Annotated in this window: 14 protein-coding genes; 7 read left to right on the forward strand and 7 right to left on the reverse strand. The window is 65.9% G+C overall.

Features of this window, described 5'->3' with window-relative positions:
- Window positions 1-3: 3 nt before the first annotated feature.
- Genes AB0C34_RS21040 through AB0C34_RS21050 form a run of 3 tightly spaced genes read right to left on the reverse strand, consistent with a single transcriptional unit; the run spans window position 4 to window position 3,220 of the window.
- Complete coding sequence (locus AB0C34_RS21040; RefSeq protein ID WP_357075376.1) at window positions 4-1,638, reverse strand: ABC transporter permease; 1,635 nt, start codon at window positions 1,636-1,638, stop codon at window positions 4-6.
- Window positions 1,635-2,567, reverse strand: a complete 933-nt coding sequence (locus AB0C34_RS21045) for an ABC transporter ATP-binding protein (protein WP_357075378.1) — start codon at window positions 2,565-2,567, stop codon at window positions 1,635-1,637. Before AB0C34_RS21045 ends, AB0C34_RS21040 begins: the two co-directional genes overlap by 4 nt.
- Complete coding sequence (locus AB0C34_RS21050) at window positions 2,567-3,220, reverse strand: TetR family transcriptional regulator (RefSeq protein WP_357075381.1); 654 nt, start codon at window positions 3,218-3,220, stop codon at window positions 2,567-2,569. Before AB0C34_RS21050 ends, AB0C34_RS21045 begins: the two co-directional genes overlap by 1 nt.
- A gap of 100 nt (window positions 3,221-3,320) precedes the next feature.
- On the opposite strand from AB0C34_RS21050, the gene AB0C34_RS21055 reads away from it, so the two are divergent.
- The gene (locus AB0C34_RS21055; protein ID WP_357075384.1) at window positions 3,321-5,252 is read left to right on the forward strand and encodes an acyl-CoA dehydrogenase; all 1,932 of its coding nucleotides are present in this window, start codon (window positions 3,321-3,323) and stop codon (window positions 5,250-5,252) included.
- Between the two features lie 126 nt (window positions 5,253-5,378).
- Here the strand turns inward: AB0C34_RS21055 and AB0C34_RS21060 are convergent, their stop codons facing one another.
- The gene (locus AB0C34_RS21060; RefSeq protein ID WP_357075387.1) at window positions 5,379-6,023 is read right to left on the reverse strand and encodes a phosphatase PAP2 family protein; all 645 of its coding nucleotides are present in this window, start codon (window positions 6,021-6,023) and stop codon (window positions 5,379-5,381) included.
- Between the two features lie 629 nt (window positions 6,024-6,652).
- Between AB0C34_RS21060 and AB0C34_RS21065 the strand changes: the two genes are divergently transcribed.
- Together AB0C34_RS21065 and AB0C34_RS21070 are read left to right on the forward strand one after the other, a co-directional pair.
- On the forward strand, window positions 6,653-7,051 hold the full coding sequence (locus AB0C34_RS21065) for a cupin domain-containing protein (RefSeq protein ID WP_357075871.1): 399 nt from the start codon (window positions 6,653-6,655) through the stop codon (window positions 7,049-7,051).
- 440 nt (window positions 7,052-7,491) lie between these two features.
- Window positions 7,492-9,225: an FAD-dependent oxidoreductase gene (locus AB0C34_RS21070; RefSeq protein WP_357075390.1), complete on the forward strand. Its 1,734-nt coding sequence runs from the start codon at window positions 7,492-7,494 to the stop codon at window positions 9,223-9,225.
- 127 nt (window positions 9,226-9,352) lie between these two features.
- Here the strand turns inward: AB0C34_RS21070 and AB0C34_RS21075 are convergent, their stop codons facing one another.
- The 3 genes from AB0C34_RS21075 to AB0C34_RS21085 all read right to left on the reverse strand — a co-directional run bounded on the left by AB0C34_RS21075 (window position 9,353) and on the right by AB0C34_RS21085 (window position 13,493).
- The gene (locus tag AB0C34_RS21075; protein ID WP_357075393.1) at window positions 9,353-10,249 is read right to left on the reverse strand and encodes a nuclease-related domain-containing protein; all 897 of its coding nucleotides are present in this window, start codon (window positions 10,247-10,249) and stop codon (window positions 9,353-9,355) included.
- Between the two features lie 102 nt (window positions 10,250-10,351).
- On the reverse strand, window positions 10,352-11,749 hold the full coding sequence (locus AB0C34_RS21080) for a DUF2252 domain-containing protein (protein WP_357075396.1): 1,398 nt from the start codon (window positions 11,747-11,749) through the stop codon (window positions 10,352-10,354).
- A 49-nt stretch (window positions 11,750-11,798) separates the two neighbouring features.
- Window positions 11,799-13,493 (reverse strand): GMC family oxidoreductase, encoded by a 1,695-nt coding sequence (locus AB0C34_RS21085; RefSeq protein WP_357075399.1) that lies wholly within the window; start codon window positions 13,491-13,493, stop codon window positions 11,799-11,801.
- A gap of 221 nt (window positions 13,494-13,714) precedes the next feature.
- Here AB0C34_RS21085 and AB0C34_RS21090 point away from each other — a divergent pair, with 221 nt between their 5' ends.
- From AB0C34_RS21090 to AB0C34_RS21105, 4 genes are all read left to right on the forward strand, one after another.
- Entirely contained in the window at window positions 13,715-14,308 is a 594-nt protein-coding gene (locus AB0C34_RS21090) for a CDP-alcohol phosphatidyltransferase family protein (RefSeq protein ID WP_357075873.1), read from the forward strand.
- Between the two features lie 42 nt (window positions 14,309-14,350).
- A complete protein-coding gene (gene gcvH, locus AB0C34_RS21095) occupies window positions 14,351-14,749 on the forward strand; it encodes a glycine cleavage system protein GcvH (RefSeq protein ID WP_357075402.1) in 399 nt (132 codons plus the stop codon).
- Window positions 14,750-14,918: 169 nt separating this feature from the next.
- The gene (locus AB0C34_RS21100) at window positions 14,919-15,404 is read left to right on the forward strand and encodes an FHA domain-containing protein (RefSeq protein ID WP_357075405.1); all 486 of its coding nucleotides are present in this window, start codon (window positions 14,919-14,921) and stop codon (window positions 15,402-15,404) included.
- Window positions 15,405-15,495: 91 nt separating this feature from the next.
- A complete protein-coding gene (locus tag AB0C34_RS21105) occupies window positions 15,496-16,299 on the forward strand; it encodes a MerR family transcriptional regulator (protein WP_357075876.1) in 804 nt (267 codons plus the stop codon).
- The last annotated feature ends 16 nt before the right edge of the window (window positions 16,300-16,315 follow it).

Raw genomic sequence — 16,315 nt, forward strand, 5'->3', positions numbered from 1 at the left:
GAATCAGCGCAGGTCGCGCCGGCGGAACGCGGCGACGCCGACACCGATCAGGATCGTGGCGATGCCGAGTAGCCACAGCTCCGGCTGGGCTCGGAACTCCGTACCGGGCAGCTTCGGCGGGTGCACATACGGCACCAGATCCACCATCCACTGGGGCAGCCCGTCCAGCGAGCCGACGAAGTAGAACACCACCATGGCGCTGAGCACGCCCCACGCGACCGGTGTGAATCGCGGTGCGAGACCGTAGAGCGCCACCGTGATGCCCGTGACTACCCAGACCGCGGGTAGCTGCACGGCTGCCGCGCCGATCGATTGCGGCAACTTCACGGCCAGGTCGCCGGTGGCGGCGCCGTATACGACACCGATCGCCGTGCCTGCGATCAGCAGAGCCGCCGCGGGACCGAGGAGCGCGAAACCGATATGGCTGAGCGTGTATCGGGCGCGCCCGACGGCGCCGGACAGGGTGGCCTCGACCCGTCCGCTGGACTCCTCGTCGTGCAGCCGCAACGTGGCGGAGATCGAGTAGGCGGACGCGGCAGCGGCGAGCATCGCGATGGCATAGGTGATGAACGACTGCTGCAATTGCTCCGAGCCACCCATCTTGGTGACCACGTCGCGGATCGTGTCGCTGCCACCGAGCATGTCACCGACGCTGTTGACCGCGCCGCCGATCAGCAGACCGTAGAGCGCGAAGCCGATGGTCCACGCCAGCAGTGTGCCGCGCTGTAGCCGCCAGGCCAGGCCAAGCGGGCCGGACAGGCCGGGTGTCGCGGACGGCGGCCCAGGACGTTCGGCGAGCAGTCCCGAGCCGATATCGCGGTTGCCGAGCAGCGCGTACGCGGCGACGGTCCCGAGCGCGGCGACCGCGCACAGCGGGATCAGCACCCACCAGCGCTCGTTCGCGTACGGCCGGATCTGTAGGCACCACCCGATCGGCGAAAACCAGGACAGCACACCATTCCCGGCGTCGCCGACCGCCCGCAGTGCGAAAGTGGCGCCGAGCGTGCCGAACGCCACGCCACGGGCCACCCGTGCGCTCGTGCTCACCTGGGCCGCTACCGCGGCGAGGGAGCCCCAGACGACGCCCGAGGCAGCGAGCGCTGCGCCGAAGGCGAGTGAGCCCGCACCGGGCAGGTCGTTGCTCGCGAGCGACAGGGCACACACGATTCCGGCGAACAGCGCGCCGGCATAGCTCATGATCAGTGCGGCGGTGAGCCCGGCGTAGCGGCCGATGCTGGTCGAGCCCACCAGTTCCGCGCGACCGGTCTCCTCCTCGACGCGGGTGTGCCGGATCACCGTCAGCACTGTGGCGATCGCGATGATCGTGTACATGGCGCCTGCTTTCCAGGTGCCGATCGAGCCGAACTCGGAGCTGAACACCGGGCCGTACATGGCCAGCAGCGCTGGGCTGCCGGCCGTTGTCGCCGCGAAGCTGTCCAGCTGGGCCTGGGTGCTGTACAGATCTTTGATGCTGGCGATCTGGATGGCGGGCATCAGACCGATCAGCAATGTCCACAGCGGCAGCACGATCCGGTCTCGCCGAAGGTATAGCCGCAGCAGGCTGCCGGTGCCCGCGAAATTGTCGGAAAGGCCGAATGCCGATGGCGCGGTGGAGCGGTCGACAGTGGTGGTGGTCATGCTCGCACCCTCTCCCCGGTGGTCGCGGCAAACTCGGGTGTCCGGCCGTCGACGTGGTAGTGCCGCAGGAACAGTTCTTCGAGCGTGGGCGGCTTGCTGGTCAGGCTGCGCACCCCGGTGTCGCCGAGTACCCGAATCAGTTCGCCGAGGTGCTCGCTCTCGACCTGGCAGCGCAGGGTGGATCCGTCCCACTCGATATCCTCCACGCCCGGGAGGCGGCTGAGATCGCCTGCATCGCCGAGCAATTCGGCGGTGATCGAGGTGCGTGAGAGGTGGCGCAGGTCCGACAGCGAGCCGCTCTCCACTGTTCGCCCGGACCGGATGATGGTCACCCGGTCGCACAGCGCTTCGACCTCGGAGAGGATGTGACTGGACAGCAGGACGGTGGCGCCGCGCTGCTGCGCCTCGTGCACGCACTCCCGGAAAACCTGCTCCATCAGCGGGTCGAGACCGGAGGTCGGCTCGTCCAGCAGCAGCAGGCGCGCGTCCGAGGCCAACGCGGAGATCAGCGCGACCTTCTGGCGGTTGCCCTTGGAGTAGGTGCGTGCTTTCTTGCGCGGGTCGAGGTCGAAGCGGTCGATCAGTTCTGCGCGGCGTTGCTGGTTCCTGCCGCCCCGCATCCTGGCCAGCAGATCGATGGTCTCTCCGCCCGACAGTGATGGCCACAGCGTGACATCGCCTGGGACATAGGCCAGTTCGCGGTGTAGGGCGACGGCGTCGGCCCACGGATCTCGGTCGAGGAGTCGAACTCGACCCGACGTGGCGCGCAGGATGCCGAGCAGCACCCGGATGGTGGTCGACTTGCCTGAGCCGTTGGGTCCGAGAAAGCCGTGGATCTCGCCCTCGGTCACCATGAGGTTCAGTCCATCGAGGGCGGTGACATGGCCGAAGGTTTTACGGAGATCGTGGACTTCGATGATGCCGGACATCAGGTCTCCTTGGTGAATGTGTCCAAGATCGTTGAATCGCTGAGCAGGCCCTGGGTGTAGAACTCGAGTGCCGGGGGAGTCATCTCGTTGGATAACTCCCGAATTGCTTTGCGGTAGTTGATCTTTCCGTCACGTTGCTGGCGCATCTGCATGTATAGCAGGGTGGCGCCGACATTGAGCAGGGTCAGGTATCTGGCGCGCGCTGCCGGGTCGCGGCTCGATTTTGCCGTGCCCGCCTCGACTGCCAACTGGAGGTATTCCTCGGCGTCGGAAACCATATGATCGAACAAGGATTCCGCCAGCGGCCCGCCTGCCTGCAGGCTACGCACCATGTAGGCGACGAACGGGCCGAACGACTCGATCTCGGCGAGGGCGTTGAGCATGCCTTTCGCGACGGAAGGCGCGGTGGTCGCCTTGATCTTCTCGTCCCGGATCACTTGTAACACTCGGTCGTCGCAGGCGGCCCGCAAGCCGTCCTTGGAACCGAAGTGATGGTTCACCAGCCCGGGGGAGACACCAGCGGCGGCGGCGATCGCGCGGACTCCGAGCTGGAATCCGTGTTCGCCGAATACCTCGATCGCGGCGTCGCGGATGCGGGCCGCGGTGGTCAGATCGTCGGTGGATCCTTGCGATACGGGCTGTTTGCTAAACACATGTTCAGTATATTAAACGTTCGTTCAAGGTCTAGCAAGGTCGGTGTGTGACTTGTTACGTCAACGGTTTCGCGTCCGCGTGCCGGACTATCGTCGGGTCATGACTACCGGCACCGCGACCACGGCCGATCACCTACGTATTGCCTTGGACGGACCCTGGGCGGGCATCCGGGAAGAGGCACGGATCCAGCTGGCCGGAGACGAGTTCGCTGGGGATCCGTCGCTCGACTTCAAGGCGGCGCGGGCGCGGGTGCTCGATCAGATGCGCGCCGTCGCCTCGTTGGGCTATGCCGAGCGAGGGTTCCGGCGGGAGAACGGTGGGACCAGCGAGCCAGGGGCGGCGGTCGTCGGCCTGGAGATGCTCGCCTACGCGGATCTGTCGCTGTGGGTGAAGGCCGGAGTGCAGTGGGGTCTGTTCGGCGGTGCGGTGGAGAATCTCGGCACCGACCGGCACCGCGAGTACATCAAGCGGTTGATCTCGTTGGATCTGCTCGGGTGCTTCGCCATGACCGAGTCCGGGCATGGGAGTGACGTCGCGAACCTGGAGACGACGGCGACCTACGATCCGCAGACCCAGGAGTTCGTCGTGCACTCGCCGACACCGTCGGCACGCAAGGATTACATCGGCGGCGCGGCCGAACACGCCAGGATAGCGGCGGTTTTCGCGCAGTTGATCACCGACGGTGAGAACCGAGGCGTGCACTGTCTGCTGGTGCCTATTCGCGACGAGAACGGCGCCGACCTGCCCGGTGTGACCACCTACGACGACGGACTCAAGGGCGGACTGCCCGGTGTCGACAACGGCCGCATCCTGTTCGACCAGGTGCGGATTCCCAGGGAGAACCTGCTCAACCGGTATGCCGACGTCGCACCGGACGGGTCCTACAGTTCCGAGATCGACAACCCGAGCCGACGGTTCTTCACCACGCTCGGCACCTTGGTGCGCGGCCGCGTGAGTGTCGGCGGCGCCGCGGCGGCCGGTACCCGGGTCGCGGTGAGCATCGCGGTGCGATACGCGCTGAAGCGTCGCCAGTTCGCCGACCCGGACACCGGTGTGGAGACAGTGCTGTTGGATTACCGCAATCACCAGCGCAGGCTGCTCCCCTTGGTCGCGAAGTCGTACGCGCTCGCGTTCGCGCAGAACGACCTGGTACGGCGGATGCACCTGGTGCAGACCGGCCAGGATCTCGAGCCGGGCGCGCAACGCGCTCTGGAGAAGCGCGCGGCGGGACTGAAGGTCGCACAGACCGAACACGCCACCCGCGCCATTCAGGAATGCCGTGAAGCGTGCGGCGGCGCAGGCTATCTGACGGAGAACCGTCTGGTCACGCTCAAGGCCGACACCGATGTCTTCACCACTTTCGAGGGCGACAACGTCGTGCTGACGCAGTTGGTGGCCAAGGAACTGCTCACCGCCTACTCCGATGAAGTGCGCGACCTGGATGCGCTGGGGTGGGTGCGTTTCGCCGCGACCATGGCAGGTGACGTGGTGCGCAAGCGATCCGGTGTGCGCCAGCTGATCCAGACCCTCAAAGACCGCGGCGACGAGTCCATCGACGAGGGAGATCTCTCCCGCCGCGCGGTGCAGTTGCAGTTGTTCGCCGACCGCGAGGACTACTTGGTCCGCACCGCGGGGCACCGGCTGCGCGCCCGAGCCCGGGACACCGGCCCGTTCGAAGCGTTCAACAACGCCCAGGACCACATCTTGGCTGCCGGTTCGGCGCATATCGACCGCCTGATACTGGAGGCCTTCATCGAGGGTATCGCCGGCATCCACGACCCGGACGCCCGTGCGCTGGCGGACTCGATGTGCGACCTGTTCGTCTACTCGTCGATCGAGGAGAACCAGGCCTGGTACATCATGCACCGGTTCATGTCGGTCGACCGAGCGAAGGCGGTACGCCGCGGCGTGAACGAGCTGGTCGACCGGCTGCGCCCGCACGCGCAGACCTTGGTCGAGGCCATGGGCGTGCCCGAGACGATGCTGCGCGCCGCCATGCTCCACGACGCGAGCGTGTTCGACCGAACATAGTCCGGGAGAAGGTCGTCGACCGACCGCGCGGTGGCGAGGGCACCGGGTGATCGGGTGTGCGTCGGCAATCGATTGCCGCGTCGATCGCGGTTCAATCACCGATCGGCGGACCTGGAGTCATGCTGCTCAGGTGCCGAGCCCGCCGCGTCGGGCAGTGCTGTGCCGGCGGGGTAGCGATTCGGCCGTCCAGCACAGCAGTGTCACCATCGTGATCGCCGCTGCGGCGCCGCCGAGGACGTCGGTCGGATGGTGGTAGTCGAGGCCGATCATTCCCGTGGCGGTCGCCGCCAACGCCACGCTTGCCGCCGCGCACACCGCATATCGCGCGCAGGGCGTGCCGGCCAACAGTACGAAGGTGGTGGCGATGGCGACCAAGTGGACGGTGTGTCCGCTCGGGTATGCGAGATAGTCGTGCCACTGCCGTCCCCACAGCGGTTTCAGCAGCCAGGTGTTGATCGCGACCGCTATTTCCGGGACCGTGGCCATCGTTATTGCCCGTCGCATGTCACCGTGGTAGGCGAACCATGCGCAGGTGAGCATGAGTAGCGGGATCAGTATGTAGCCGTTGCTCGGGAGCACGAGCGCCTCGTACACATCATGGCGTGTACCCAGCATCGAGTGCAGGGGTTCGGCGATCGCGCGATCAACCGAGGATGGACCGCCATCGGCGGGCAGGGTCATCGGCACCGTGATGGTGACGGCCGCCCCGGTCGCGGCGACGCCGAACCGGGTGCGATGTCGCAGGACCGAAGTCTCCCGAACAGCTAACACCGCTCGACGATAACCACCGCCACACCGGGCGGCCTAGGGGGCTCGCGATGGACACCGGCGACCCGGTCGAGGCCATGGGCACGCCGACCAGTAGCTACGAACGAATTATCTGTATTCGTCGAAACTCTGACTATTTATGCATGATGTGTCGGATATGCGACCGCTCCGCGATCGCGTTGGACGTGGGCTGTGCCGGTGTTCGTGTCGTTTGTTCCATATTGGCAAATAGTTCTTGATTCGCGGCTCGGGCGACGGCCGGATTGATAAAATGAATGCCAGATTCTTGGAACAACTGCGATATTTTCGGTGTAACTCTGAAGGCGAGCGGATACCGCGATCGAGGAGACGCCATGCGGCTCCGCCCCGGTCCGGCACACGTCTTGGAAGGCGAGCGCAGAGGGTCGAAACCGCAACAATCGCTCAGTTTGCCCGCGACAGATGTCGTGGCGTTGCTCACTTCATCGAACGTGAACCTGCTGGTCATCGCCGAAAGCAGCCAGCGGAGGTGTCACAGATTCCCCAGCTGCCCCGTCTTCACTGGGCAGGTAGTTCGCTCGAAGGGAAGAACCGTGACCACAGAAAACACACCCCACCCCGAGAACCCCGATACCACGACCACCTTTCCCGCGATCGAAGTGATCGGGTCCGTGCGCGGGGCGCCGCAAATCCCGGATGGCGCCGAAGCCATGACGGTCCTGGTCACCGTCCCTCCTGGGTGCACGGGGTCACCGCCGCATCGGCATTCCGGTCCGGCGTACGGCTATGTCATCAAGGGCGAGATCATCTTCGAACTGGAAGGTGAGCCGCAGCGAGTCGTCAAGGCGGGGGAGACGTTCTGGGAGCCTGGCGGGGATGTCATCCACTACCAGGATGGGAACAACCTCGACGATGTCGAATCGGCCTTTGTGGTGACGATGTTCTGCGCGCCCGGACAGCCGATGTTGGTTCTGGTCAGCGCGGAGGAACTCGAACAGCGCCGCCACCTGCGGGCACCCCGCCCGGCAGTAGCGTCCAGCGCACGCGCCTGAGCCCTCGCCGATACGGTCGCATTCTCGCTCGTGCACGCGACGGGGCCGCCGAATTCTCAGATGGTGTCGCGGGCTCTCGGACCCACGCGGCGTGGCGCGGTTGCCGGCGCCGATGCCAGCGGCTGACGTGGTTGCTGCCATCGGCTGGCAGGGGTGCCGATGAAAGGTCCTGTCGATCTCGCGAGTCCGGAACGTTGTCGCCCGCGACAGGTGAATTCGCAAGGGACTGACAGCGCGTTCCGATCCGCTCAATGTGGGCACCCGCCGCCGTCGAGATGCTTCTGCGCAGTGTCGAACAGGAAAAGTCTCCACGTGTGCAACTCACGCAGCGGCGACTGCTCGGCGTAGTCGGTCCGCCGGAAGTTCGCGCCGACGGGTAGCTGACAGCTACCCGCGCGACCGCTTCGATCTCGAAGAATAAAGACTTGAAGGGAACATTGATGGACTATTCGAGTGAACACCAGATCGCCACGTCGGTGCTCGTGATCGGTACCGGCGGTGCCGGTTTACGGGCAGCGATCGAGCTGGCAGAGCGTGGCGTCGACGTGCTGGTGGTCGGTAAACGGACGAAGGGGGACGCGCACACCACGCTGGCGGCGGGTGGCATCAACGCCGCACTTGCGACCATGGACCGCGAAGACACCTGGCAACAGCACGCGGCAGACACGATCAAGGAGAGTTACCTTCTCGCCCGCCCGGAGACCGTGCGGATCGTCACCGAGAATGCCGCTCGCGGAATCGACGACCTGCAGCGGTGGGGAATGCCGTTCGCTCGGGAAGCAGATGGGCGTATTTCCCAGCGGTTCTTCGGCGCACACACCTACCGACGGACCGCATTCGCTGGCGATTACACCGGCCTGGAGATCCAGCGAACACTCGTCAACCGTGCTGGTCAGCTCGGTATACAGATACTGGATACCTGTTATGTGACGCGAATTCTCGTGCACGACAACGTTGTGTTCGGTGCATATGGGTTCGATCTCGACAACGGTCGGCGATATGTGTTTCACGCCGATGCCGTCATCCTTGCCGCGGGCGGGCATACCCGGATCTGGCGTCGCACGTCGTCGAGGCGGGATGAGAACACCGGTGACTCTTTTCGGCTCGCCCTACTCGCCGGCGGTCGAATCCGCGATCCGGAACTCGTGCAATTCCACCCGTCCGGGCTCATCGAACCGGAGAACGCCGCAGGCACGTTGGTATCGGAAGCCGCACGGGGCGAAGGCGGGATCCTCCGGAACGCGGCGGGCGAGCGATTCATGACCCGGTATGACCCGGAGCGGATGGAACTGTCGACCCGCGACAGGGTGGCGCTTGCCGCGTACACGGAAATCAAGGAAGGCAGGGGCACCACGCACGGTGGCGTCTGGCTTGATGTATCGCACCTACCGCGCGAGACGATCATGCAGCGGCTGCCGCGTGTCTACCAGACCATGCTGGAACTACAGATGCTCGACATCACCCGCGGCCCGATCGAGATCGCGCCCACCGCGCACTACTCGATGGGCGGCGTGTGGGTACGGTCGCACGATCACGGAACCGACGTCGAAGGCCTCTACGCGATCGGTGAGGCGTCCAGCGGTTTGCACGGCGCCAACCGGCTCGGTGGCAACTCACTGATCGAACTGTTCGTGTATGGCCGGATCGTCGGCGAGGCCGTAGCGCGCTACTCGGCCGAATTGTCTGCCCAGCGTCGGTCACCGGGCGCGCTCGCCGATGCTCGCCGTGAGGTGGATGAACTTTTGGCCACCGACGGCAAGGAGAACGTGCGCGCATTACAGCGCGCCCTGCGCGACACCATGACCGAGCACGCGGGCGTGGTCCGCGACGATGCCGGAATTCGAACAGGACTATCGGATCTCGATCAGATCGAGGCACGGATGACACACATCGGAGTACATCCCGATCCCGCGGGCTTCCAGGATCTGGCGCACGCGTACGACCTGAAATCTTCAGCGATCGCTGCTAGGGCGACACTGGAGGCTGCCCTGGAACGACGCGAAACGCGTGGTTGTCATAACCGCTCCGATTACCCCGAACTCGATCCTGACCTGCGCGTGAATTTGGTGTGGTCCGGGCCAGGTCGGATCGAACGGGAGGACATCCCCGAGGTTCCGGACGACATCGCCCGACTCATGCGGGAGGTCTCCACTGCCGGGAAGCTGGTCGAATGAGCGGATAAGACACGGCGTCAGCGCACCCGCGTGGCGGTGGCGCCCGCGAGTCTTACGCGGCTCGCGACTCTCGTTGCTGCGCGCCAGGCCCAGGGGCACAACCGGCTCGGTAGCAGTAGGTCCGCCCTCAGCCCGGGCCGTAGGTCAGTATCGCGGTGACCACGAACCACAGCATCCAGGCGGCGCCGATCATCATGCCGATCGCGAGGACGGTGCGCATGAACGTGCGGCCGAGATCGAGGTCGCCGGATTCCCTCGGATACAGCTTCCACGGGCTGTACCACGGCGCTTCGATGGCGAACGGGGAGCTCTGCGCCTCCCGTTCGGCCTGCGCCAACTCCTGGGCGTAGGCCTCGGCCTGCGCCTGATTCGGCCCGCCGTGCCAGAGGGTGATATCGATCGGACCGAGAAAACCCTCGTTGAGTAGTTCCTGCGGCGCCGGCAGATAGGGCAGAATGCCGAGGCCACGGAACGCGACGGCGATATCGTTGGCCGTCCACAGGAAACTCTCCTGCTCGGCAAGCGAGTCGAAGTAGTGCTGGAGCCGAACGGGGTCGTCGCCGATGATCACGTCGAAGCTCGGATCGGTCCACGCCTGCTCGATCTTCAACTGGGCGCCGCGTAACGGGACGATCAGCGCGAGACCATGCACTACGCGCTGGCCGAGTCCGCGGGCGGCGAGCCAGCTCTGCAATGCGAAGGTGTGTTCGCGGGACCTCTCCAGCGGTGTGCCGCGGTCACGGCGCTCGGTCGCGGCGGGCTCACCGTTGATCGTCCACCCAGCGTTGAGGGGGACTTCCAGCACGCCGTCCTGCCGGGCGACGAGCGCCTCTGTCTCGATCACCACGCAACTGTTAGGCGTCCACACCACCGCGTCGAACTGGTGCAACTTGTCCTGGTGGAACAGGCTGCAGTGGACGGTCGCGACGCCGTGCGGACTCGCGGGATCCTTCCAGGCGCGCAGCCAATCGATCAGAGCCCGCTCGGCATTGGTGCCTGAGGCGTTCTGGACTCGTACGAGCATTGGCGACCACCCTTCTCGTCGACACTCGACAATGGACAGGATACGAGGTCGCGCGCCGAGTTCGCCGCGCCCACGCCAAGAATGGGCGTGTTGCGGGCGGAACTAATCCGGTTGTTCGGCCGCGATCCGGCCCGCGCGGACCGCCGCGACCAACTCGGCGTGGTCGGCCTCGGTGCGGTCGGCGTAGCGCACCGCGAAATTCGCCACCGAGTCGTCGAAGCGCTCGTCACCGTCCAGGTACCCCGACAGCAGTCGTGGGTCGAGCGAACGCGAATGGGCTCTGGCCAGCAGTGCGCCCGCTAACCTTCCGTAGTCGTCGAGATCGTTGGCGGGCAGGCCGGTGGGGTCTATGCTGCCCTTCGAATTGCGGAATTGCCGGACGATGAAGGGCAATTCGGTGCCGCCGCCGGTCGGGTCCAACGAGGTCCAACCCAGCAGAATATCGGTCTCGGACTGAACGATTCTCGCGCCTTGCACGATCCGCTCTCCTTCGTGCCGAGTCGGGGCCGTCGGTAGAAACGGGGCCAGTACCGAGGGGGTGGCCTGCTTCACCTGGAGGATCAGCGACTCACCGTCGTTGCCGTGCAGTAGCGCGATGTAGGTGTGCAGCCCGACACTTCCGGTGCCCACAATGCGAAACGCGATGTCGGACACCGCGAAGCGGGCGATCAGGTTGCGCCGGGATTCACGCAGGGTTTCTGCGTAGCGCTCCAGTCCTTCGATCACCGCCGCGGCGACGCGGTCCTCGACGGCGGTGAGAATCGGTGGGTCGCTGATGAATCGGTGTCGGCGAATGCCGGTCTCATGGTCGTCCAGGTGCTCGGTCCACTTGGCTACCACCTTGGCGCTTGTGTTCTTGCGGGCCTTCTTCGCGGCCTTCGCGAAATCATCCAGCAGGGCCTCGGCCTTGGCCTGGGTGATCACCGACTCGTCGGGTAGCGCGGTCCACGATGCCATGAACGGCATGGCGGCCAGCGCGTCGACTGTCGCGCGATAGGCGCGCGCCGCGTCGCGGGCCGCCGTACGGCAATCGTCCTCGTCGGCACAGCCCTCGCGGCCCGCGAGTACCAGACTGGCTGCGAGACGCTCCAGATCCCACTCCCATGGGCCCGCGATGGTCTCGTCGAAATCGTTGATGTCCATGATGATTTCGCCGCGCGCGGTGCCGTAGAGGCCGAAATTGGCGGCGTGCGCGTCGCCACACAGCTGGGCGGCGAGCCCGCTGTGCGGGCCACCCGCGAGATCGGCCGCCATCAACCCCGCCGCGCCTCGGTAGAAGGTGAACGGCGAGGCGATCATCCGGCCGACGCGCAGTGGCCTCAGATGCGGCAGTCTGCCCGCGTTGCTCGCCTCGACGAACTCGGGTACGCCGGGACGATGCACGCTGGTCGGCTCCCGGTCGCGCGCGAGCGGAGACACCTGCTGGCGCAGCACGCGGCCCCTGGCGCGAATCTGCTCCGCGGGCGCATAGGAGCGTAGGTCGATACCACTGTCGGACACGATGAATCACGCTAGCGACTGCGCGGCGGGGACCGATGTGGCGTCGGACTCACTCGACGGGGATCGCGGGCAGGACGGGCTCGATCGGCAGTCGCAACGCACCAGGCGCGATAGCGGGCACCGTGGGACGGGCCGGCGCCACCGGTGCGACGCGACAGTAGGACGATCCCAGTTCCGGCCGGGTGTCGGGCTCGTTCCGGTTGGGCCAGAACGCCATCGCGCGCTCGGCTTGCGCGGTGATGGTCAGCGACGGGTTCACGCCGAGGTTGGCGGTCACCGCGGAGCCGTCCGCGACGTGCAGGCCAGGATGCCCGTACACCCGTTGGTACGGGTCGACCACACCGGTTTCCGGGCAGTCGCCGATGACGCAGCCGCCGATGTAGTGCGCGGTAGCCGGGATCCCGAACACATCCATGATCAGGCCGTGGGTGTCGCCGTCGACCTTCGCGCCGAATCGGCGGCCGATGTCGTGTGCCAGCGGGATCCAGGTCGGGTTCGGCGCACCGGTACCCGGCCTGGTCACGAGTCGTCCGCGCCGTCGGAACGAGGTCAGGGAGTTGTCCAGTGACTGCATGATCAGCAGGATCACCGACTTCTCCGACGCGTGCCGCGCGTTGAGGCTGCGGAGGAACACGAGCGGGTGCAGCAGGATCGCCAGCAGAAACCGGAGGAAGCGGAACGCGCCGCCGTCCACGATCGGCACCGACATCGGGAACAGCGCATTCTGCCGCTTCCCGTAGTGACACACCTCGACGTGGGTGTCGGCCTCCGGATGGATCGAGGAGGTGATCGCGACGCCCTCGGCGAAATCGTTGCGTGAGCGGCTCACCACGTTGAGGATCGCCTCGGAGTTGCTGCGAGTCAGCTCGCCGAGCCGGGGCGACAGGCGGGATAGTACGCCGTCGTCGCGCATCTTGTGCAGCAGCTTCTGGGTGCCGAGGGCGGCGCCCGCGAACACCACCTGTTCGGCGGTGAAGGTCCTGCGCTGCTTGCGGATCCAGCGGTCGGACCGTTTGGTCTCGACCGCGTAGCCGCCGCCGGGCAGCGGGCGCACGGCGGTGGCGGTGGTCAGTGGATGCACCTGCGCGCCCGCCTGCTCGGCCAGGTAGAGGTAGTTGGTGGTGGTGGTGTTCTTGGCGTTGTGCGGGCAGCCCGTGAAGCACCGTGCACAATGCACGCAGCCGCTGCGCCGCGGCCCGGCGCCGCCGAAGTAGGGGTCGTCGACCTCCGTGCCCGGATTGCTCTCGTTGAAGAACACACCGACGTCGGTGGGGTGGAAGGTATCGGCGACATCGAGGTCTTCGGCGATCTGCTGGATCACCTCGTCGGCCGGGGTCATGCGCGGGTTGGGTGCGACGCCGAGCATGCGCTTGGCCTGGTCGTAGTACGGCGCCAGCTCTGCGCGCCAGTCGGTGATGTGGTTCCATTGCCGGTCGGTATAGAAGTTCGGTAGCGGTTCGTAAAGGGTATTGCCATAGATGAGTGAGCCGCCGCCGACGCCCACCCCGGAGAATACGGCGCACTTGCCGAGCAGACTGATTCGCTGTGGGCCGGTGCAGCCGAGCCGAGGCGCCCAGATCGATGTGCGCACATTCCAGTTCGTGGCGGGGATGTCCTCCGCGTTCCACCGCCGACCAGCCTCGAGCACGCCGACCCGATAATTCTTCTCGGTGAGCCGCAACGCGCTGACGCTGCCGCCGAAGCCGGAACCGATCACCACCACGTCGTAATCGAATGTGGACATGACTTCCTCTCGCGCACCCCCGATGGGTGAGATGATTTCATACTCATTCTGTCACGGTCGGTTTGTGGCGAAAACCATTCGCGGAGGGCGTCCGGGGGCACGGATCTCGCAAAAATCGGCGCTGGAGATGGCGGCGGCCGGGTCGGTGCGGTATGCACGGGGTCGTGACAACCGAATCGGGCACGACGGAACCCGGGGAGCGCGCAGGCGCCGACGGTGCGGTGCAGGGTGTCTTTGCCGACCGCATCCTGACCGTGCCGAATGTGCTCAGCGTGCTGCGCCTGCTCGGCGTTCCGCTTTTCCTGTGGTTGCTGCTGGTCCAGCGGGCCGACGGCTGGGCATGTGCGCTACTGGTCGCCAGCGGCGTCACCGACTTCCTGGATGGCAAACTCGCGCGGTTGCTCGACCAGTCTTCGCGCCTGGGCGCGTTGCTCGATCCGTTCGTGGACCGGCTGTTTCTGGTCACGACGCTGGCTGCCTTCGTGATCCGCGGCCTGGTCCCGTGGTGGGTGGCGGTGATCCTGGTCGGGCGAGACGTCCTGCTCACCGCGACGCTGTCGGTGTACAAGCGCCGCGACCTGCCCCCGCCCGAGGTGATCTACCTGGGCAAGGCCGCCACCTTCGCGCTGATGTCGGCGCTGCCCTGGCTACTGGCCGGGCAGATTGACTGGGCGGGCGACGGTTTCGGGCGCGCCTTCGGCGGGGCATTACTGATCTGGGGCACGGCGGTCTACGTCTGGACCGGCATGCTGTACACCGGCAGGGCCATCGCGGTAGCGAGAGCGATACCGGCAGTGTCACACCGCACGGCATAGCCGATAGAGTTTGCTTGCAACGTTCAAACGAAAGGACGGCCTGTGACCCAGACCCCCGAGGATCTGCGCTACACCGAGGAGCATGAGTGGGTGCGCCGGATCGCCCCGACCCGGGTCCGGGTGGGCATCACCGACTACGCCCAGTCTCAACTCGGTGACGTTGTGTTCGTGCAGTTGCCCGAGACGGACACGGACGTGGTCGCCTCGGACAGCATCGCGGAGGTGGAGTCGACCAAGAGCGTGTCCGACATCTACGCTCCGATGGGCGCGAAAGTCGTTGCGGTGAACGAGAAATTGACCTCGGAGCCGGAGACCTTGAACACCGATCCCTACGGTGAGGGATGGCTGTTCGAGTTGGAGGTGAGCGACGCGGTGAGCCTGGATGCGACGCTCGATGAACTGTTGGATGCCGCAGGTTATCAAGCAGTTATCGGGGGCTGAGGCAGCCTTGCCAGTTCCACCTGCACGGGTGCGGCCTGGCAGGGTACGGTCAATGCCAACAGATGTACCCGGTGGTTGTGCCGGGAATCTAGGGACTCGACGGCAGGTCGTGATGTCACAAACATCACCTGCTTGCATGTGATAATCAGGTTCGAGGAGGAGAGAAACGGTGAGCGAGAACAAAGACCCGGGTTACGGGGAGACCGCGGCCGAGACAACGTCGGTCTTCCGCGCGGATTTCCTGAACGAGGTCGACGCGTCGCGCTCCGGGGAGCCGACCGGCGAGCAGCCGGTCCAAGGGGTCGAGGGTCTGCCCGTTGGCGCGGCCCTCTTGGTCGTCAAACGCGGCCCGAATGCGGGCTCGCGGTTCCTGCTTGATCAGCCGACCACATCGGCGGGTCGTCACCCCGACAGTGACATCTTTCTCGATGACGTCACCGTCAGCCGTCGGCACGCCGAGTTCCGTCAGGACGACGATTCGTTCCAGGTCGTGGACGTCGGCAGCCTGAACGGCACTTATGTGAACCGGGAGCCGGTGGACTCCTCGGAGCTGCAGAACGGTGACGAGGTGCAGATCGGCAAGTTCCGGCTGGTGTTCCTCACGGGACCGCGCGCGCAAGTTACGGACACGTCGGCGGGTGCGGGCAGTCTATGACCACGTCGGCGCTGGGTCTCACTCATGAAAGGCTCAGGGTCATGAAGGACCTGGCGCAGTGACCGGTGCGGCGCAGTGGGCTCGCGGAGGCATGTCGATCGGCTCCGTACTCGACCTGCTGCGTCCCGATTTTCCGGACGTCACCATCTCCAAGATCCGCTTCCTGGAAGCGGAGGGCCTGATTCGGCCGGAGCGGACGCCCTCGGGCTACCGTAGGTTCTCCATCGCAGATGTCGAAAGGCTTCGGTTTGTACTGACCGCGCAACGCGACCAGTACCTACCGCTGAAGGTGATCAAGGAGCAACTCGAGGCTATCGACAGCGGTGCGGCAACGCTCGGTGTGCGGGAAGCCCGTGCCCGAGCGCATCCCGGTCACGGCGGTGTCGCGGAGTCCGGGCGTGTTCCGACGGAGTCCGAGCAGTCCGCTGCCGGTCCCGAACGCGGCGGTCGCCCCGTGGCGCCGCCGCGTCGGCTCGGTGTCGTACCGAGCGAGGTCTCTCCGGACGATCTGCGATTCGATCACGAAATCCGGCTCACTCGGTCGGATCTGCTCGACCAGGCCCAGATCGATGACAGGTTCCTCAACGATCTGATCCGCGCCAACCTGATCACGCCGGGTGTCGCGGGGTATTTCGACGCCGACGCGGTCACCCTGGCGAAGACTGCGCGGGCGATGGCCGAATTCGGTTTGGAGGCACGGCATCTGCGCGCGTTCAAGCTGGCCGCCGACCGGGAAGCCGCGCTCGTCGCGCAGATTGCCGCCCCGATCGCGAAGAGCCGCGATGCGGGTGCCCGGGCTCGCGCCGAGGAGATGGTGCGTGAACTCGCGGCGTTGTCGCTGACATTGCACAGCTGTCTGGTGAAGGCCTCGGTCCGGAGTTCGCTGGGGGGTTGAGCCTCTGGCGGCTCCT

Source organism: Nocardia sp. NPDC049220, from assembly GCF_040647855.1.
Lineage (GTDB): Bacteria > Actinomycetota > Actinomycetes > Mycobacteriales > Mycobacteriaceae > Nocardia.